Annotated in this window: 19 protein-coding genes; 16 read left to right on the forward strand and 3 right to left on the reverse strand. The window is 68.0% G+C overall.

Going from position 1 to position 17,645, the window contains the following annotated elements:
- Positions 1–37 precede the first annotated feature (37 nt).
- The 10 genes from BLQ49_RS21280 (at position 38) to BLQ49_RS29810 (ending at position 9,675) form a co-directional block, all read left to right on the forward strand.
- Positions 38–1,159, forward strand: coding sequence for a branched-chain amino acid ABC transporter substrate-binding protein (locus tag BLQ49_RS21280; protein WP_091719396.1), 1,122 nt, complete (start codon positions 38–40; stop codon positions 1,157–1,159).
- A 396-nt stretch (positions 1,160–1,555) separates the two neighbouring features.
- Positions 1,556–2,479 carry an amino acid ABC transporter substrate-binding protein gene (locus tag BLQ49_RS21285; protein WP_091719398.1) on the forward strand — a complete coding sequence of 308 codons (924 nt, stop codon included), beginning with the start codon at positions 1,556–1,558 and terminating at the stop codon, positions 2,477–2,479.
- Between the two features lie 249 nt (positions 2,480–2,728).
- The gene (locus BLQ49_RS21290; protein WP_091719400.1) at positions 2,729–3,451 is read left to right on the forward strand and encodes an amino acid ABC transporter permease; all 723 of its coding nucleotides are present in this window, start codon (positions 2,729–2,731) and stop codon (positions 3,449–3,451) included.
- A gap of 51 nt (positions 3,452–3,502) precedes the next feature.
- On the forward strand, positions 3,503–4,195 hold the full coding sequence (locus BLQ49_RS21295) for an amino acid ABC transporter permease (RefSeq protein WP_091719402.1): 693 nt from the start codon (positions 3,503–3,505) through the stop codon (positions 4,193–4,195).
- Between the two features lie 151 nt (positions 4,196–4,346).
- On the forward strand, positions 4,347–5,075 hold the full coding sequence (locus BLQ49_RS21300; RefSeq protein ID WP_091719699.1) for an amino acid ABC transporter ATP-binding protein: 729 nt from the start codon (positions 4,347–4,349) through the stop codon (positions 5,073–5,075).
- A gap of 388 nt (positions 5,076–5,463) precedes the next feature.
- Positions 5,464–5,925, forward strand: coding sequence for a hypothetical protein (locus BLQ49_RS21305; protein ID WP_091719701.1), 462 nt, complete (start codon positions 5,464–5,466; stop codon positions 5,923–5,925).
- Between the two features lie 16 nt (positions 5,926–5,941).
- Positions 5,942–6,604 (forward strand): ribonuclease T2 family protein, encoded by a 663-nt coding sequence (locus BLQ49_RS21310; RefSeq protein WP_091719404.1) that lies wholly within the window; start codon positions 5,942–5,944, stop codon positions 6,602–6,604.
- Between the two features lie 54 nt (positions 6,605–6,658).
- Positions 6,659–7,507, forward strand: coding sequence for a 23S rRNA (adenine(2030)-N(6))-methyltransferase RlmJ (locus tag BLQ49_RS21315; RefSeq protein ID WP_091719406.1), 849 nt, complete (start codon positions 6,659–6,661; stop codon positions 7,505–7,507).
- A 222-nt stretch (positions 7,508–7,729) separates the two neighbouring features.
- Positions 7,730–9,016 (forward strand): porin, encoded by a 1,287-nt coding sequence (locus tag BLQ49_RS21320; protein ID WP_091719408.1) that lies wholly within the window; start codon positions 7,730–7,732, stop codon positions 9,014–9,016.
- 296 nt (positions 9,017–9,312) lie between these two features.
- Positions 9,313–9,675, forward strand: a complete 363-nt coding sequence (locus tag BLQ49_RS29810; RefSeq protein ID WP_143012291.1) for a hypothetical protein — start codon at positions 9,313–9,315, stop codon at positions 9,673–9,675.
- 163 nt (positions 9,676–9,838) lie between these two features.
- Here BLQ49_RS29810 and BLQ49_RS21330 read toward each other — a convergent pair whose 3' ends face one another.
- Complete coding sequence (locus tag BLQ49_RS21330; protein ID WP_091719703.1) at positions 9,839–10,393, reverse strand: GNAT family N-acetyltransferase; 555 nt, start codon at positions 10,391–10,393, stop codon at positions 9,839–9,841.
- Positions 10,394–10,584: 191 nt separating this feature from the next.
- Between BLQ49_RS21330 and BLQ49_RS21335 the strand changes: the two genes are divergently transcribed.
- Positions 10,585–12,090, forward strand: a complete 1,506-nt coding sequence (locus BLQ49_RS21335) for a peptidoglycan DD-metalloendopeptidase family protein (protein ID WP_091719412.1) — start codon at positions 10,585–10,587, stop codon at positions 12,088–12,090.
- 64 nt (positions 12,091–12,154) lie between these two features.
- Here the strand turns inward: BLQ49_RS21335 and BLQ49_RS21340 are convergent, their stop codons facing one another.
- Positions 12,155–12,508: a YidB family protein gene (locus tag BLQ49_RS21340; protein WP_091719414.1), complete on the reverse strand. Its 354-nt coding sequence runs from the start codon at positions 12,506–12,508 to the stop codon at positions 12,155–12,157.
- Between the two features lie 152 nt (positions 12,509–12,660).
- Between BLQ49_RS21340 and BLQ49_RS21345 the strand changes: the two genes are divergently transcribed.
- Positions 12,661–12,921 carry a hypothetical protein gene (locus tag BLQ49_RS21345; protein ID WP_091719705.1) on the forward strand — a complete coding sequence of 87 codons (261 nt, stop codon included), beginning with the start codon at positions 12,661–12,663 and terminating at the stop codon, positions 12,919–12,921.
- Position 12,922: 1 nt separating this feature from the next.
- Here BLQ49_RS21345 and BLQ49_RS21350 read toward each other — a convergent pair whose 3' ends face one another.
- A complete protein-coding gene (locus BLQ49_RS21350) occupies positions 12,923–13,327 on the reverse strand; it encodes a YidB family protein (protein ID WP_091719417.1) in 405 nt (134 codons plus the stop codon).
- A gap of 125 nt (positions 13,328–13,452) precedes the next feature.
- Here BLQ49_RS21350 and BLQ49_RS21355 point away from each other — a divergent pair, with 125 nt between their 5' ends.
- The 4 genes from BLQ49_RS21355 (at position 13,453) to secF (ending at position 17,637) form a co-directional block, all read left to right on the forward strand.
- Positions 13,453–14,334, forward strand: coding sequence for an alpha/beta fold hydrolase (locus BLQ49_RS21355; protein WP_091719419.1), 882 nt, complete (start codon positions 13,453–13,455; stop codon positions 14,332–14,334).
- A gap of 132 nt (positions 14,335–14,466) precedes the next feature.
- Positions 14,467–14,799, forward strand: coding sequence for a preprotein translocase subunit YajC (gene yajC, locus BLQ49_RS21360; protein ID WP_091719421.1), 333 nt, complete (start codon positions 14,467–14,469; stop codon positions 14,797–14,799).
- Between the two features lie 57 nt (positions 14,800–14,856).
- Positions 14,857–16,461 (forward strand): protein translocase subunit SecD, encoded by a 1,605-nt coding sequence (gene secD / locus BLQ49_RS21365; RefSeq protein WP_091719423.1) that lies wholly within the window; start codon positions 14,857–14,859, stop codon positions 16,459–16,461.
- 234 nt (positions 16,462–16,695) lie between these two features.
- Positions 16,696–17,637: a protein translocase subunit SecF gene (gene secF, locus BLQ49_RS21370; protein ID WP_091719425.1), complete on the forward strand. Its 942-nt coding sequence runs from the start codon at positions 16,696–16,698 to the stop codon at positions 17,635–17,637.
- Positions 17,638–17,645: the final 8 nt, after the last annotated feature.

The raw sequence follows: 17,645 nt of genomic DNA on the forward strand, positions 1-17,645 counted from the left end.
CCGCACGTGCGGTCCTGACCATAGGGGAAGAACGCTGATGAGATCGATTCTGCTGGCCGGGCTCGCCCTCGGCGCCATGATGGCCGGGGCACAGGCCGCCGAGGTCAAGCTCGGCATCGCCGCGCCGATCACCGGCAACAGCGCCGCCATCGGCGCGCAGCTCAAGAACGGCGCGAGCCAAGCGGTGGAGGACCTCAACAAGGCCGGCACCCTCAAGGGCACGACGCTCTCGGTCACGGTGGGCGACGACGCCTCCGATCCGAAGCAGGGCGTCTCGGTGGCCAACAAGTTCGCCAGCGACGGCGTGAAGATGGTGGTCGGCGACTACAACTCGGGCGTGTCGATCCCGGCCTCCGACGTCTATCTCGACGCCGGCATCATCCAGGTCACCCCGGCTTCGACGAACGTGAAGTTCACCGAGCGCGGCATGTGGAACACCTTCCGCACCTGCGGCCGCGACGACCAGCAGGGCGCGGTGGCGGGCACCTACCTCGCCGATCACTTCAAGGGCAAGAAGATCGCCTTCGTCCACGACAAGACCCCCTACGGCAAGGGTCTGGCCGACGAGACCCTGAAGGCGCTCAAGGCCAAGGGCGGCAAGGACGTGATGTACGAGGGCATCAATCCGGGCGAGAAGGATTATTCCGCCCTCGTGTCCAAGCTGAAGTCGGCCAATGTCGATGTCGTCTATTTCGGCGGCTACTACACCGAGGCCGGCCTGATCCTGCGCCAGATGCGCGACCAGGGCCTGAAGGCGCCGATGATGGGCGGCGACGGCATGGTCGACCGCGAGCTGGTGGCGATCGCCGGCCCGGCCGCCGAGGGCACGCTGACCACCTTCCCGCCGGATGCCCGCAAGAACCCGAACGCCAAGGCCGCGCTCGCCGCCTTCAAGGCCAAGAATATCGATCCCGAGGGCTACACCCTCTACTCCTACGCGGCCGTTCAGGTGCTCGCGAAGGCGATGGCCGAGACCGGCTCCAGCGACGGCAAGAAGCTCGCCGACTGGCTGCACCAGGGCAAGGCGGTGGACACCGTTGTCGGCCCGATCGCCTACGACAAGAAGGGTGACATCACCCGGCCCGATTATGTGATGTACGAGTGGAAGAAGGGTGCCGACGGCAAGATCGATTACGCCGGCAACGAGCTGACGAAGTAAAACCCGGCGGCCCTCCCGTCCCGTCCCACCGCCCGACGCCGCTCCGCATCACTCCGCGGGGCGGCGTCGCTGTTTGAGACGCGGCGAATTCGTCAGCTTTGACTGCGGATACGTCCTCAGGACCCCGTGCGTACGCCTAAGAAGTGTGCATGATGCCGCCGGCGCGAGCGGTAGGCCGGCTCGACGTCATGGAGGAGGCCATGCGGGGGACAGGGGGCGCGTCTTCGGGCGCCGTCACAAGCTTGGCTGGACCCTGTCGGTATTCCGCCGCGTTCGCGCGCGGCGCTTCGACCCGCCTCCCGGCACCATCATTGCAAAGGCGTCGCCCGAGCGGGCGGGCCCGCAGGTCCAGCCGCCAGCCGACCTCGTTCGGCTCGATTCAGGAGTTCCGTACCGATGCAGTTTGATATCGCTCGCCGCGGCGTCGCCGCGGCGCTGGGCCTGACCCTCGCCCTCGCCCCCTTCAGCCTCCGGGCCGAGGAGCTGACCGGCACCCTCAAGAAGGTGAAGGACGCCAACGCCATCGTGATCGGCTACCGCGACGCCTCCGTGCCGTTCTCGTATCTTGGCGGCGACGAGAAGCCGATCGGGTACGCGCTGGACATCTGCTACAAGATCGCCGACGCCGTGAAGGCCAAGCTCAACCTCCCGAACCTGCAGGTGAAGCTGAACCCGGTCACCTCCGCCACCCGCATCCCGCTGATGGCCAACGGCACGATCGACCTCGAATGCGGCTCGACCACCAACAACGCCGACCGCGAGAAGCAGGTGTGGTTCACCAACTCGCACTTCCTGACCGCGACCCGGTATGTCTCGAAGAAGTCGGCCAACCTGCACACGATCGAGGACCTGAAGGGCAAGACGGTCGTGTCGACCTCCGGCACCACGAACATCCGGCAGATCAACGAGGCCAACACGGAGCGCAAGCTCGGCCTGACGATCCTGCCCGCCAAGGATCACGCCGAAGCGTTCCTGATGGTCGAGACCGGCCGCGCCGCCGCCTTCGTGATGGACGACGTGCTGCTCGCCTCGCTGGCCGCCTCGTCGAAGGATCCGTCGGCCTACGAGATCTCCACCGAGGCCCTGTCGAAGCCTGAGCCCTACGGCATCATGCTGCGCAAGGACGATACGGAGTTCAAGAAGGTCGCGGACGACGCCACCGCCAAGCTCTATACGAGCCCCGAGGGCAAGGCGCTCTACGACAAGTGGTTCACCCAGGCGATCCCGCCGCGCAACATCAACCTCAACCTGCCGATGAGCGCGGAGATGAAGAAGCAGTTCGCCCACCCGATCGCCAGCCCGGATCCGGCTGCCTACTGAGATCGGTCCAAGGCGATGAGGCGCACCGCGGGCAAGGGCCTGCGGTGCGTCGCGTAAGGTTCGTAGTCGAAGGCCCTCCAATCCTCACCCTCATCCTGAGGTGCCGAAGCGCAGCGGAGGCCTCAAAGGAGCCCTCCAGGGATCGCAGCGCCCTCTGGAGCCTTCCTTCGAGGCCCGCTTCGCGGTCACCTCAGGATGGGGGTGAGCGTGGGACGGACCGAATAAGCAGCATCTCTCAGAAGCAGCGCGATGAACTACAACTGGAACTGGCGGATCTTCTTCGATGCCTCGCCTGAGGGCAACGGCACGTATCTCGACATGCTGCTCTCCGGGCTCATGTGGACGATCGCCACCGCGCTCTGCTCGTGGATCATCGCGTTCTTCTTAGGGTCGCTGATCGGCGTGCTGCGCACCCTGCCGTCGAAGACCGCGAACGCGATCGGCACGGCCTATGTCGAGCTGTTCCGCAACGTGCCGCTGCTGGTGCAGATGTTCCTCTGGTACTTCGTGATGCCGGAGGTCGTTCCGACCCGGATCGGCGACGCGATCAAGCAATTGCCGGACGCGCCGTTCTACACCGCGGTGGTGTGCCTCGGCTTCTTCACCGCCTCGCGGGTGGCCGAGCAGGTCCGCGCCGGCATCCAGGCGCTGCCGCGGGGCCAGCGCATGGCCGGCACGGCCATGGGCTTCACCACCTACCAGACCTACCGCTACGTGCTGCTGCCCAATGCCTACCGGATCATCCTGCCGCCGATGACCTCGGAATTCCTCAACAACCTGAAGAACACGTCGGTCGCCCTGACCATCGGCCTCTTGGAACTGACCGCCCGGGCTCGCTCGATGCAGGAATTCTCCTTCCAGGTGTTCGAGGCGTTCACGGCCGCGACCTTGCTGTACGTGATCATCAACCTCGTGGTCGTCACGGCGGCGACCTTCCTGGAGAAGGCGGTCGCCATCCCCGGCCAGCGCTGAGGACAGCCCGCCCCCGATCCCCCGCCCGACGGCCACCGCGAACAGGCGCCGATGCTCTCGAACTTCGATTTCTCCGTCATCGTCCAGTCCCTGCCCTACCTGTTCGGGCAGGGCATGGTCTTCACCGTGACGCTCACCGCCATGGCGGCCGTGGGCGGCGTGATCATCGGCACGCTGCTGGCGATGGCCCGGCTCTCGGGCGTGCCCGGCCTCACCCAGGTCGCCAAGGGCTATGTCGAGCTGTGCCGCTCGCTGCCGCTGGTGCTGGTGATCTTCTGGTTCTACTTCCTGGTGCCGTATATCGGCGCCTACGTGACCGGGTCCTCGACGCCGATTCAGGTCGGTGCCTTCCCGTCGGCGCTGATCACCTTCATGGCCTTCGAGGCGGCCTATTTCTCGGAGATCATGCGGGCGGGCATCCAGTCGATCCCTAAGGGCCAGACCGCCGCCGCGCAGGCTTTGGGCATGAACTACTGGCAGACGATGGGCAACGTCGTCCTGCCCCAGGCCTTCCGCAACATGCTGCCGCTGCTGCTGACCCAGACGATCGTGCTGTTCCAGGATACCTCGCTGGTCTACGTGCTCTCGCTGACAGACTTTATGGGCGCCGCCTCGAAGGTGGCCCAGCGCGACGGCCGCCTCGTCGAGATGTATATCTTCGCGGCGGTCGTCTACTTTGTGATCTGCTTCTCGGCCTCGTTCCTGGTGCGCCGCCTGCAGCGCCGCGTGGCCATCATCCGCTGACCGACACTGGAGACCGCGTATGACCTCGTCCCCGATGCCGGCCCCGCACGCCACCGAGCCCGCCGCCGAGGCGGCCTATGCGCCGGCGGATGCGGGCCTCCAGCCCGGCCACCTCGTCTCCGGCGTGCCCCAGGCGGCGCCCGGCGAGACGATGATCGCCATCGACAACATCAGCAAATGGTACGGCGACTTCCAGGTGCTGACGAACTGCACCACCAAGGTCGCCAAGGGCGAGGTCGTGGTGGTCTGTGGCCCCTCGGGCTCGGGCAAGTCGACCCTGATCAAATGCGTCAACGCCCTGGAGCCGTTCCAGAAGGGCCAGATCACGGTGGCGGGCACCAAGGTCGTCGACAAGGGGACCAACCTGCCCAAGCTCCGCTCGCGGGTCGGCATGGTGTTCCAGCATTTCGAGCTGTTCCCGCACCTGTCGATCACCGACAACCTCACCATCGCCCAGCGCAAGGTGCTCGGCCGCAGCGCCGAGGACGCCAAGAAGCGCGGGCTCGACCTGCTCGCCCGGGTCGGCCTCGGGGCGCATGCCACGAAATTCCCGGGCCAGCTCTCCGGCGGCCAGCAGCAGCGCGTGGCGATTGCCCGGGCGCTTGCCATGAACCCGGTGGTGATGCTGTTCGACGAGCCGACCTCGGCCCTCGACCCCGAGATGGTCGGCGAGGTGCTCGACGTGATGGTGGAGCTCGCCAAGGAGGGCATGACCATGATGGTCGTGACCCACGAGATGGGCTTCGCCCGCAAGGTGGCCGACCGGGTGATCTTCATGGATCGCGGCGAGATCGTCGAGGACGCGAAGAAGGAGGACTTCTTCGGCAGCCCGCGGTCGGAGCGGGCGCAGACCTTCCTGTCGAAGATCCTGCAGCATTGAGCGCGCCCAATCCCGGATCGCCGCGACGAGAGCTTCGCCCGTGCTTGGACTGCGCGCGGGCGCTACGCATCGGCGGATGAGATCCGGCGCGACGGACGTGGCCGCGCAAGCCGCACACCAGGCCGGACTCGCGGCGATCCAGCTGAATAGCTGATGGGTCAGGAGAGCGGCGCGTCCGAGCCGTTGAAGTGAGGCGGGCAAGGTGGACGGGCGCCGCCGCCGGCTCGCCGCAGGTGGTGGGTTGAACCCTGCGGGCGCGGCGGCAGTGTAGCGGCCGCGCCGCACCGAGCGTCGAAACCGTCGCAAGGGCGCCGCCGGAGCTTGACTGGCGAGCCGGCCGGGTCATCGTCCCCGGATGCAGGACCGCACATCCGCCGAGGCCCGCGCCATGCGCCCGATCCGTCACGGCCTTGCCCTCGGGCTGGCCCTCCTCGCCCTGGTCCAGCCGGCGCTCGCCCGCTCGGCGCGCGAGGATATCGAGCCCGCCGAGGAGCGGGAATTCCCCTTCGATGCGCAGATTCCCGGCTGCCAGGACCCGTCGGTGCTGGAGCGGGTCTCGACCAACTTCGCCGAGAAGGAGGCGAAGTTCTGGAACTCGTCGATGACGATCCTGTCCTTCGACACGATCGAGCGCACCGCGTGGCGCCCCTGGGGGCTCGACACCTATCCCCGCCGCTTCTGCACCGCGACCGTGACGACCTCGGACGGCGTGCGCCGCAAGGTCGATTATTCGGTGCGCGAGAGCCTCGGCATCATCGGCGCGACCTGGGGCGTCGAGTTCTGCGTCCACGGGCTCGACCGCGACCTCGCCTATGCCTACGCCACCGCCTGCCGGATGGCGCGTCCCTGACGGTGCGAGCCTGACGATGCGCGCTCGGGCCGCCTGCCTCGCCGCCCTGCTGCTCTCCGGGCCGGCCGCCGCCCAGGATTACGGCGGCTTCGCCCGCCGCGGCACCCCCGGCGAGTTCGACTTCTACGTGCTGGCTTTGTCGTGGTCGCCGACCTACTGCGCCGGGGCCGGTGAGCGCCGGGACGACGTCCAGTGCGCGCCCGGCCGCGGGCTCGGTTTCGTCGTCCACGGTCTGTGGCCGCAATACAGCCGCGGTTATCCCGAGAATTGCTCGGCCGTGGTGCGCGCGCCGACCCGGCAGGCGATCGAGGTGGCCGGGCAGGTCTATCCGAGCGAGGGGCTGGCCCGCTACGAATGGCGCAAGCACGGCACCTGCTCGGGCCTCGATCCGACGGCCTATTTCACCGCCGCCCGGGACGCCCGGCTGGCCGTGACGATTCCCGACACCCTCAAGGGCGGCGGCCCGGCGCAGACCCTGGCGCCCATCGAGATCGCCCGGCAGTTCGTCGCCGCCAATCGCGGCCTGCGCCCCGACATGATGGCGGTCACCTGCACGCGGGGGCAGCTGCAGGAGGTGCGCATCTGCTTCGGCAAGGACCTGAAGGGCTTCACCCCCTGCCCCGAGGTCGCCCGCGGCAATTGCCGCGCGCCGGAGATCACCCTCGACGCCGCGCGCTGATTTTTGGCCCCGGGCGCTGGACCCGGACCGCAGGATCCGCTTCACGGCGTTCCCATGAACTATCGGCACGCCTTCCACGCCGGCAACCATGCCGACGTGCTCAAGCACCTCGTGCTCGCGCGGGTGCTCGACCATCTGCGCCTCAAGGACAAGCCGTTCCGGGCGCTCGACGCCTTCGCGGGGCTCGGGGTCTACGACCTCGCGGCCGATGAGGCGTCCCGCACCGGCGAGTGGCGGGAGGGCTGGGGCCGGATGGACGTGCCCTTCGCGCCGCCCGTGGAGGCGCTGCTCGCCCCCTATCGGGCCGCGGTGGCGGCGGTACAGGCGCGGTTCGGCGCCACCGCCTATCCCGGCTCGCCCGCGGTGATCCGCGAGGCCCTGAGGCCCGGCGACAAGGGCGTGTTCGTCGAGCTGCATCCGGCCGATGCCGCGACGCTTCGGGGGCGCTACGAGCGCGATCCGCGCACGAAGGTCCTGAGCCTCGACGGATGGACCGCGGTCAACGCCCAGATCCCGCCGCCCGAGCGGCGCGGCCTCGTGCTGATCGACCCGCCCTACGAGGTGCCGGGCGAGATCGAGCGGCTCGGCGCCCACCTGGCCCGGGCCGTGGCGAAGTGGCCGACCGGCGTGTTCCTCGCGTGGTATCCGATCAAGGATGCGGCCGCCCTCGACCGCATGGTCCGGGATCTCGACGGCGCCCTGCCCCGTCCGGCTCTGCGCCTCGACCTGCTGATCGACCGACCCGACGATCCGACGCGCCTGACCGGCAGCGGGATGATCGTCGTCAACCCGCCCTGGCGCCTCGCCGACGAGGCTCTCGTCTTCCTGCCGGCCCTCGCCGAGCGGTTGGCCCGGCAGGACTTCGGAGGGTTTCGCTGCGATCCGATCGGCCCCCAACTGTGATCGGGGAGCATTGTATCGCCCGCGGGAGATCGTTTCTCAATCATCGCAAGCAGAAGACGCGGCCTGCCCATTCTTGTTGCCACAAAGACACATTTGAGCCGCGACCGATCGCAGCAATGTGAAAATGCCCAAAAACTATGCAATTGCTACATGTTTGATTTTGTACCAACCGCGTGTCGATGTCAGCTTGGCCGTAGACCAATCCCAACGAGCGGCGATATCATGCTGACCCGATCCACCTTGGCCGGCTTTACCGCTGTCCTGCTGTCCTCGACCAGCATCCTGGCGGCCGATCTGGCGGCCCCCGCCCCCGTCCCCGTCGCGCCCCCGGTCGAGCCGTGCAAGGCCACGCTGCTCGGCCCGACCTATAGCGGCGTGATCAAGGCCAACCCGAACCCGACCTGCTTCTCGGCTGGCCCCCTGGGCGACCTGTATGTCGGTGGCGCGGTCACCGGCTACGCCTACACCCAGACCAACCCGTTCGCGTCGTTCTCGACCCCGGCCGCCCCCAACGATCGGGACCGGGCTGCGCGGGTCGACTTCTCGAACCTCCAGGGCATCATCCAGAAGCCCGAGGGCGCGTTCCAGTTCTACGTGCAGGCGGGCGCCTACTCGATCCCGCAGCTCGGATTCCCGACCCTCGGCACCTTCACCCAGACGGACCTCCTGTTCGGCCCAGTTCCGGTCGCCTACGGCAAGTTCCAAATCAACGATGAGTGGTCCATCCAGGGCGGACGCATGTTCACCCTGATCGGCACCGAGCCGCTGTTCACCTATCAGAACCTGAACATCAACCGCGGCCTCCTGTTCGTGCAGGAGAACTTCATCAACCAGGGCGTGCAGGTGAACTACGCGAGTGGCCCGCTCTCGGTGTCGCTCGCCGGCACGGATGGGTTCTTCTCGAACGAGATCACGTGGTTCACCGGGAACGTCGCCTACAAGCTCGACGACTTCAACACGATCGGCGTCAATGGCGGCTTGAACCTCGGCCGGACGAATGCGCTGGCCCGCAGCTCGCGCTACCAGTTCGCAACGCCTTACCTGCAGCAGAACAGCGGCATCTTCGACATCAACTACACCTACGCGAACGGTCCGTGGATCGTCTCGCCGTACTTCCAGTTCACGAATGTCGAGCGGGATCCGCGGATCGGGATCTACAACTCGGCCTCGACCTATGGCGGCGCGCTGCTCGCGGCCTATTCGTTCACCGACAACTTCTCCCTCGCCGGTCGCATCGAGTACACCGAGCAGACGGGCGTGCGGGGCTCCGGCACCACGAACCTCCTCGGCTTCGGCGCCGGCAGCAACGCCTTCTCGGTGACGGTGACGCCGACCTTCACGTTCGACCGGTACTTCTTCCGGGTCGAGTACGCCCACGTCGAACTCGGCGGGATCACCAGGGCCAGCATCTCGGACACGGGTCTGCTCACGCCCGGCACCGGCTTCGGCCGGACGGGCAACCGGACCTCGCAGGACCGCTACATGGTCGAGACCGGCATCACGTTCTGAACCGCTCGACATCCCGGCCTCGCGGCCGGACAGAGGAAGCCCCCGGCCGCAATGCCGGGGGCTTTTTCTTTGTGATGATGTTCTCAATAAAATTGCAATCGCGTATTTTTGTGGTGTTCAACAGTACAATTATAATCGTGTTGTAGATTTTTGTGATCTACTGAGCAACAATATTTGATTGATGCTTGGGTGGCGCGGTTTGGTGCGGTCGATCACTTGATGCGTCACGTCGGCGTCATGTATTGCTCTTTCCGTCCCGGTCGCAGCCGGAGGTGGAGATTATGGGAGCGATGTCGATGGAAGCTTTGTCGGCAACCCTGTGGAGCTTGGCGGCGCCCGGCATGACGCCGAAGGCGCTGCGCGCCGCCGTCCGCGAAAGGCATCCCGAGGCGTCCAAGAAAGATGTCGTGCGCGCCGCTTTCTACGCGCTGATCGACGCCCGCTCTCAGGATGGGCAGACCCTGGACGCGCTGCACCGATTCGCCCTCGCCGAGCGCGCGCCCTCCGACGAGCCGGCAGAGGCGATCGGCAAGCGGCGGAAGAAGAAGCATAGCCGGGCAACCGAAGCTGCGAGGACCGAGACAGCCGTGACCGAGACAGCCGTGACCGAGACCGCCGTGACCGAGATCGTAGCGACCGAGACCGCCGAAGCGGCTTGAGCGGCGCGCCTGCGCAAGACCCGCCTCGACCGGGAGCGCGCACGCGCGGGGCGGATCCCACTTCGGCACGCGGGAGGTCCGGCCGCCGATGCGTCTGTCCGGACGAGGGTGGGCCGTCGCATGTCGGCGTGTCGTGCCGGCAGCCGGAGCCCGGGATCAGGCGCTAATCCCGGCGGAGCAGCCGCCGCCCAGGCCGATGGCCCGCCTCGCCCGTGTCGCGGAAGCCAAGCTTCTCCAGAAGCCCCCATGACGCGACGTTGGCCGGGCGGCACTCCGCCACGATGATGCGGCCGGGGAAACGTGCGCGGAGCAGATCGATGATCGCCGAGACTGCCTCATAGGCGAAGCCGCGCCCCCGCGCGGCGCCACCGATCCAGTAGCCGATCTCGATCACGCCCGGCCCGCGCAGGTGCGTGCCGACAACGCCGACGAGTTCACGCCCGGCACATCCGACCGGCGCGTCGGCGCTGCCGGACCCGCGGATCCAGGCGCCGAGAAAGCAATCCTGCCCGCGTGTGCCGCTTCGAATCAGGTCCTGCGCGTCCTGCAGGGTGAACGGCGCCGGCAGGAAGTTCACCGCGGCGGTGATCGCGGCGTCGTCCGTGAGCCGGCGTAGGGCCTCCGCGTCCTCGGGCCGGAGGGCCGCGATCGAGAGGCGCGGCGTCTCAAGTCCGGGCAGGTCGCTGAGGCTGGCGCGGGCGACGCGGATGGTAAACATCCCTTCGAGATGGGGTGCCAAGCGGGCCGGAAAAGGCACGGTCATGGTCCCCGCAATCATCCCTGAAAACCGGCGAGAAGACTGCGTCACCCTTCGCGCGAGGGTGGCAGACCGGCCGAACGGGAACGGTTGCTTAACCTGAATCCGTCTTCATTGGGGCATCAAGTTGCGTCAGGCAAACGGGTGCGTCGATGCGGGTGCGCGGTAAGGGTCGGATGTTGCGGACGCTGTCGCGGGTCGCCCTCATCGGCATCATTGGCGGGGCAGCGGCTGCCTGTTCGTCGGATGCCTCGCGGCTGAGCAATCCGTTCTCGAACCCATTTGATTCGGAGCCTTCCGCCACCGGCAGCCTGCCGGATGGCGGCCTCAAGTCAGTCCCGCCGGTCCGCACCGGCCGGATCCAGTCGGAGGCGCTGAGCGCGCCCGGCGCACCGCGCGCCGCCAGCGTCGCGCCTCCGGCGCAAACCCACGCGGCCGCCCCCGCCACCCGCGTCGCCTCGACCGGGCAGGTCGGCTGGAGCGCCCAGGGCGGCACCCAGATCACCGTCTCGCAGAACGACAGCCTGAACCAGATGGCGACCCGGTACGGGGTTCCGGCCTCGGCGATCCTGTCGGCCAACGGTCTGAGCAGCGCGAACCAGATCACCCCGGGGCGGCAGATCGTCATCCCGGTCTACAATGCCTCCGGCTTGAATCCGGCCGCCGCGCCGATGACCGCCCGCCCCGCCCGAGCCGCTGAAGAGAAGCGCGAGGACGCCAAGCAGGTCGAGAGCAAGCTCGCCGCCAAGCGCGAGGAGGCCGCCAAGGAGGCCAAGCGCGAGGAAGCCAAAGAGGCGGCCAAAGAGGCAGCCAAGGAAGCGGCCAAGCGTGAGGAAGCCTCCAAGGCAGCCGAGAAGCGGGCCGCCGACAAGGAGGCGGAGCGCAAGGAAGCCCTCGCCCGCGATGCCGCTGCCCGGAAGGTCGCCGACGCCAAGACCCGCAAGGAGGCCGTGAAGGAGGCCGCGGCGAAGGCGGATGACAAGCCGCGGCATGTCCGCCCCGGGCAGGTCGCCAAGGCCGACGAGAAGAAGCCGGATCCGAAGGCCGAGGCGAAGGCCAAGGCTGAGGCGAAGGCGATGGAGGCCAAGGCTGAAGCCAAGGCCGCCGCGAAGGCCGAGGCCGTTCAGAAACTCGCCGAGGCCAAGGCCGCCAAGGAGGCCGCGCAGAAGGCCGCCGCCGCCGAGAAGGTCGAGAAGGTCGCCGCCAAGGAGGCCCCGAAGCCGGTCGCGGCCGCCACTCCGGCGAAGCCCGAACCCGCCGCCACCGGTTCGGTTGCCGAAGCTGCGGCCTCCGAGAGCTTCCGCTGGCCCGCCAAGGGCCGGGTGATCTCGGGCTACGGCACGTCCGGCAACGAAGGCATCAACATCGCGGTGCCGGAGGGGACGCCGGTCAAGGCCGCCGAGGAGGGCACGGTGGCGTATGCCGGCTCGGACGTGAAGGGCTACGGCAAGCTGGTGCTGGTACGCCACGCCAACGGTTACGTCTCGGCCTACGCCCATAACGGCGAGATCGACGTGAAGCCGGGCGACAAGGTCAAGCGCGGCCAGACCATCGCCAAGTCCGGCGCCTCCGGCAACGTGACGTCACCGCAGCTGCACTTCGAGATCCGCAAGGGCGGCGCCCCGGTGGACCCGATGTCGCAACTCGCCAGCAACTGAGCGATCGATCCGATCGGAGGAGAGCGGCGGCCCTGAGGGGCCGCCGTTTTCGCTTCCGGCGCCGTCAGGCCGGAGGCGCCTGCAGCGTCCCGTCGGGGCTGTGGTGATCCACCGCCTGCGGCAGCGCCTCAGCCAGGGCGGGAAACAGCTGATCCATCGGGATGCCGAGCTTCTGCGCCATCTGGCGAACCTGCTCGTTGTCGAGGACCTTACGCAGGTCGTCCGCGGTGATCGGCTCGTTCGGGCCGCGGCCGAGCCAGGAATTCACCTGGCTCTCGTAGCCGGAGCGGCGGAGCTGATCGAGCAGCGCGTTGAGGCCGCCGGGCAGCACCTGCTGGATGATGCCGGGCAGCGCCTTCAACGCCATCTGGCCGAGTGAGCCGCCGAAAGCGCCACCCAATGAGTCGAGCAAGCTCATGCGATCTCCCTATCGACCGATCCATCCCGCATCAGTCTAGCGCACCGCGCCGGCTGGGGGAGGTCGGGACCACGTGAACCGCAATTTAGTCGACAGCGCCGTCGCCTTGGCGCGGGATGCCGATCCGGTTCCTGCTCCCCGGTCGCGCGGTCATGAGATCCTTCGCCCCATCCCTGCTGCTCGCGCTCTGGGCCGGCGCGGCCCTGGCGCTTCCGTTCGAGGCGGCCCGGCCGATGTTGCAGGAGCGGGCCCTCAGCGATGCGGTGTTCGTCCGCCCGCTCTACGGCACCTACCGGCATTGCGGCGGCGCCTGCCTCAAGAGCGGCGAGCTGTCCTGGTTCTGCTTCCAGAAGCAGAGCTGCTACCTGAGCTGCGCCACCGCGCCGCCGCTGATGAAATGCGCAATCCCGTAGCTCAGCGGATCTGGGTGCTGAAGTTCGGCTGCGGCTTCAGCACGCCGTTCTCGCTCTCGGCCGCCACCGCGGCCGGCAGGAACTCCGAGAGGGCGGTGGCGACGCGTCCTTCGGGGATGCCGAGATCGTAGGCCAGACGCCCGGCGACAGCCTCTGGCAGGCACGCCGCGATCGCGGAGGCCGGAACGGCCTGCCGGTCCTCGGCTTGCGCCCCGGCCGACAGCCAGGAGTCCACCGCGCCGCCGTGGCCGGTCTCGCGCAGGCGGTCGAGGAACGCCACCAGACCACCAGGATAGAATTTTGCCAATGCCAGGGCGAGTTTGCCGCTGCCGGTGTCCTCCAGGGCGCGGTCCATGGCGGCCACGACATCGCCGATCAGGTTCTTCGCACCGTCCAGCAGGCCCATCAGTCTCCCCCGTCACGCTTGAGTTTCGCGTTGAAAGGTCGGGCGCAAAACGCTGCCGGCAAGCGCGTGCGGCAAATCCACGGCGGATCGTTTAAGCTGTGCCCCGCGATGGAGCGGGAGCCGTCATGAAGAGCGTGCGCGCCGGTGTGCTGGAGGTTGCCTACCGGGAAGCCGGGCCACCGGACGGACCGCCCGCCGTACTGCTCCACGGCTTTCCCTACGATATCCATGCCTACGACGTCGCGGCCGAGCGGCTCGCCGCCGCCGGGGTGCGCTGCCTGATCCCGTACCTGCGCGGCTACGGGCCGACGCGGTTCCTCGATGCCGCCACCCCGCGCTCGGGCGAGCAGGCCGCGCTCGGCGCCGACCTCCTGGCCTTCCTCGACGCCCTCGGCATCGGGCGCGCCGTGCTCGCCGGCTACGATTGGGGTGGGCGGGCGGCCTGCGTGGTCGCGGCCCTCTGGCCGGAGCGGGCGAAAGGGCTCGTCAGCTGCGGCGTCGGCTACAACATCCAGAACATCCCGGTCGCCGGGCGGCCCGCCGCACCAGAGGTCGAGCATCGGCTCTGGTATCAATACTATCTTCACGGGGAGCGCGGCCGCGCCGGGCTGGAGGCCAACCGCGACGCCTTCTGCCGCCTGCTCTGGCAGCTCTGGTCGCCGAGCTGGGGCTTCGACGACGGGACCTTCGCGCAGACAGCCGGATCCTTCGACAATCCCGATTTCGTCGACGTGGTGGTGCATTCCTACCGCCACCGCTTCGGCCTCGTTCCGAGCGATCCGGCGTATCTCGAGATCGAGGCGCGGCTGGCGGAACAGCCGGCGATCGCGGTGCCGTCGATCGTGCTGCTCGGCGCCGATGACGGCGTCGGTCCGCCGCCCGCGAGTGATACGGCTGCGCGCCACTTCACCGGCCCCTATCGGCGTGAGATCGTCGCGGGGGTGGGCCACAACTTCCCGCAGGAGGCGCCGGATGCCTTCGCGACGGCGGTGCGCGCCCTGCTGTGAGGCCGATCCGGGCGGCGCGCGCTTCGACGTTGCTTTCGGGAAGCCCCTGGCTATAGTCCGCGCGCTTTTCGACAGGTCTGCCAGCGCCGAAAACCGGCGGCAGACCCGATCGCCATTTGCAGGAGACGCTCGTTGATCACCCCCGCCTTCGCGCAAGGGGCCGGTACGGCCGCTGGCGGAGCGGAGATCGCCTTTCAGGTGATCCCGTTCGTCCTGATCTTCGTGATCATGTACTTCCTGATCCTGCGGCCGCAGCAGAAGCGGGTCAAGGACCACCAGACGTTGCTCAAATCCGTGCGCCGGGACGACACGGTGGTCACCAATGGCGGCCTCGTCGGCCGGGTGACCAAGGCGGCGGACGACCAGCCCGAGATCGAGGTGGAGATCGCCCCGAACGTCCGCGTGCGGGTGGTCCGCTCGATGATCTCCGAGGTCCGCGCCAAGGGCACCGTCAAGGCCGCCTGAGCTCCTGGTTGAAACGGCCGGCGTAAGGCGCCGGCCCACAAGAGAAAAAGACGGCCGATGCTGCGCTTCTCCCGTGCGAAGATCATCGCGACGCTGGGTCTGATCCTGGTGGGGCTGATGCTCGCCGTGCCGAGCTTCTTCTCCCCTGAGCAGCGCAAGGGCTTCGTCGCCAGCCTGCCCTCCTGGTTCCCGAGCTGGATCGTGCCGACCCGCGCCATCGTGCTCGGCCTCGACCTTCAGGGCGGCTCGCAGCTCCTGCTCGAAGTTGATCAGAACGAGCTGATCGCCTCCCAGGCCAAGGCCCTGCGCGACGACGTGCGCCGCGTGCTCCAGCAGGAGAATGTCCGGGCCGACGGCGGCATCGGCCTGCTCCAGCGCGGCGTTCAGGTGAAGATCGCGGATGACGCGGCCCGGGCCAAGGTGCTGCCGAAGCTGCAGGAACTGTCGCAGCCGATCACCACGTCCCTCGGCCAGACCGCGGCCCGCACCCTCGACGTGGCCGAGCAGCCCGGCGGTCTCATCCGCCTGACGCTGACCGATGCCGGCATCACCGACCGGACCCGGCGGGCCGTCAGCCAGGGCATCGAGGTCATCCGGCGCCGCCTCGACTCCACGGGCACCACCGAGCCCTCGATCCAGCAGCAGGGCGCCGACCGGATCCTGATCCAGGTGCCGGGCGAGCAGAACCCGGAGCGCCTGGAGAAGCTCCTCGGCTCGACCGCCAAGCTCGAATTCCGCATGCTCGCCGACAGCCCCTCGGGCGACGTCGACATGCTGCCCTCCAAGGACGAGAAGGGCGCCAAGGTGCCGGTCGAGCGCCGGGTCATGGCCGATGGCGGCGAGCTGACCGACGCGCAGCCCTCCTTCGACCAGCAGTCCCACGAGCCGATGGTGAGCTTCAAGTTCAACCTCCGCGGGGCGCAGCGCTTCGGTCAGGCGACCTCGGAGAATGTCGGCCGGCGCATGGCGATCGTGCTCGACAACGAGGTGGTGTCGGCGCCCGTGATCCGCTCGGCGATCACCGGCGGCTCGGGCCAGATCACCGGCAACTTCACGGTGCAGCAGGCCAACGACCTCGCGGTGCTGCTGCGGGCGGGCGCCCTGCCGGCCAAGTTCACCGTGGTCGAGCGCCGCGTCGTCGGCCCCGGCCTCGGCCGCGACTCGATCGAGGCCGGCAAGCTCGCGACCCTGGTGGCGGCGGGCCTCGTGGTCTGCTTCATGTTCGCGACCTACGGGACCTTCGGCTTCATCGCCAACATCGCCCTGATGGTCCACGTGGGGCTGATCCTGGGCCTGATGTCGGTGTTGGAGGCCACCATGACGCTCCCCGGCATCGCCGGCATCGTGCTCACCATCGGCACCGCGGTGGATTCCAACGTGCTGATCTACGAGCGCATGCGCGAGGAGCAGAGGGCCGGCCGGTCGCTGATCTCGGCGCTGCAGGCGGGCTTCGACCGGGCGTTTGCCACCATCATCGACTCGAACTCGACCATGGCGATCGCCGCCCTGATCCTGTTCTTCCTCGGCTCGGGCCCGGTGAAGGGGTTCGCCGTGGTCTTCATCCTCGGCATCCTCACCACGGTCATCACGGCGGTGACGCTGACCCGTATGATGATCGCGGTGTGGTACAAGACCTTCCGACCGAAGGCCCTGCCGTTCTGATTTTTTGGAGGGTCGACGCGGGAAGCGCGGGCGGCGCGACGGACCCCCTCTCCCGTGCGGGAGAGGGTTGGGGTGAGGGACGAGAAGTCCCAGGATCGAGCTCGGGATGCGTGTGCCGACGAGACGCGCTTCATCCTCAAAGTTCTCGACCCTCACCCTGTCCCTCTCCCGAATGGGAGAGGGGACCCGCGCCCCGGTTTCTTGCGTCGCGGCTCCTGTAGAAGAGACACGACCATGCGCCTGCTCCGCCTCTGGCCCGATGAATCGCATTTCGACTTCATGCGATTCCGGCGCTTCACCTTCCCGCTCTCGGCGGTGCTGTCGCTCGCCACGGTGGCGCTGTTCCTGACGATCGGCCTGAATTTCGGCATCGACTTCAAGGGCGGGACCCTGGTCGAGCTGCAGGCGAAGTCCGGCACCGCGGATGTCGCGGCGATCCGCCATACGGCGGCGGGCTTCGGCTTCGGCGAGCCGGAGGTGCAGGAACTCGGCAACCAGGGCACCGTTCTAGTCCGCCTGCCGCTCCAGCCCGGCGAGCAGGGCCAGACCGCGGTGATGAACAAGGCCCACGCCGCCTTCGACACGGATTATGACTTCCGCCGCACCGAGACCGTGGGGCCCCGCGTCTCCGGTGAGCTGGTCCAGTCCGGCACGCTTGGCGTCGTGCTCTCGGTTGTGGCGGTGCTGCTCTACCTCTGGTTCCGGTTCGAGCGGGAGCTGGCGCTGGGCGCCATCGTGGGCACGCTCCACGACATCGTGCTGACCGTCGGCGTGTTCATCATCACGCGGATCGAGTTCAACATGACCTCGATCGCGGCGATCCTCACCATCGTCGGCTACTCGCTGAACGAGACCGTGGTGGTGTTCGACCGGACCCGCGAGCTGATGCGCCGGTACAAGACCATTCCGACCGTCGACCTGCTCAACCTGTCGATCAACTCGACCATGTCGCGCACGGTCATGACCTCGATTTCGTCCGCCCTGTCGCTGCTGGCGCTGGTCCTGTTCGGCGGCGAGGCGATCAAGGGCTTCGCCACCGTGATGCTCTGCGGCGTCCTGATCTGCACCTACTCGGCGATCTTCATCTCGACTCCCGTGTTGATCTATTTGGGTCTGATGCTCTCCGGCGCCCGTGCGGCCTCGGAGCGCTCCGGCGTCCCGCAACCGGCGGAGTAGTCGTTTTT

Source organism: Methylobacterium phyllostachyos (genome assembly GCF_900103445.1).
GTDB classification, from domain to species: Bacteria; Pseudomonadota; Alphaproteobacteria; order Rhizobiales; family Beijerinckiaceae; genus Methylobacterium; species Methylobacterium phyllostachyos.

Bases quoted from the DNA above. Each gene is read 5' to 3' on its own strand.
- BLQ49_RS21295 (WP_091719402.1), top strand. From the start codon at position 3,503: ATGCTCTCGAACTTCGATTTCTCCGTCATCGTCCAGTCCCTGCCCTAC.
- BLQ49_RS21335 (WP_091719412.1), top strand. From the start codon at position 10,585: ATGCGGGTGCGCGGTAAGGGTCGGATGTTGCGGACGCTGTCGCGGGTC.
- BLQ49_RS21355 (WP_091719419.1), top strand. From the start codon at position 13,453: ATGAAGAGCGTGCGCGCCGGTGTGCTGGAGGTTGCCTACCGGGAAGCC.
- BLQ49_RS21345 (WP_091719705.1), top strand. From the start codon at position 12,661: ATGAGATCCTTCGCCCCATCCCTGCTGCTCGCGCTCTGGGCCGGCGCG.
- BLQ49_RS21330 (WP_091719703.1), bottom strand. From the start codon at position 10,393: ATGTTTACCATCCGCGTCGCCCGCGCCAGCCTCAGCGACCTGCCCGGA.
- secD (WP_091719423.1), top strand. From the start codon at position 14,857: ATGCTGCGCTTCTCCCGTGCGAAGATCATCGCGACGCTGGGTCTGATC.
- BLQ49_RS21320 (WP_091719408.1), top strand. From the start codon at position 7,730: ATGCTGACCCGATCCACCTTGGCCGGCTTTACCGCTGTCCTGCTGTCC.
- BLQ49_RS21290 (WP_091719400.1), top strand. From the start codon at position 2,729: ATGAACTACAACTGGAACTGGCGGATCTTCTTCGATGCCTCGCCTGAG.
- BLQ49_RS21315 (WP_091719406.1), top strand. From the start codon at position 6,659: ATGAACTATCGGCACGCCTTCCACGCCGGCAACCATGCCGACGTGCTC.
- BLQ49_RS21280 (WP_091719396.1), top strand. From the start codon at position 38: ATGAGATCGATTCTGCTGGCCGGGCTCGCCCTCGGCGCCATGATGGCC.
- BLQ49_RS29810 (WP_143012291.1), top strand. From the start codon at position 9,313: ATGGAAGCTTTGTCGGCAACCCTGTGGAGCTTGGCGGCGCCCGGCATG.
- BLQ49_RS21305 (WP_091719701.1), top strand. From the start codon at position 5,464: ATGCGCCCGATCCGTCACGGCCTTGCCCTCGGGCTGGCCCTCCTCGCC.
- secF (WP_091719425.1), top strand. From the start codon at position 16,696: ATGCGCCTGCTCCGCCTCTGGCCCGATGAATCGCATTTCGACTTCATG.
- BLQ49_RS21310 (WP_091719404.1), top strand. From the start codon at position 5,942: ATGCGCGCTCGGGCCGCCTGCCTCGCCGCCCTGCTGCTCTCCGGGCCG.
- BLQ49_RS21285 (WP_091719398.1), top strand. From the start codon at position 1,556: ATGCAGTTTGATATCGCTCGCCGCGGCGTCGCCGCGGCGCTGGGCCTG.
- BLQ49_RS21350 (WP_091719417.1), bottom strand. From the start codon at position 13,327: ATGGGCCTGCTGGACGGTGCGAAGAACCTGATCGGCGATGTCGTGGCC.
- BLQ49_RS21300 (WP_091719699.1), top strand. From the start codon at position 4,347: ATGATCGCCATCGACAACATCAGCAAATGGTACGGCGACTTCCAGGTG.
- BLQ49_RS21340 (WP_091719414.1), bottom strand. From the start codon at position 12,508: ATGAGCTTGCTCGACTCATTGGGTGGCGCTTTCGGCGGCTCACTCGGC.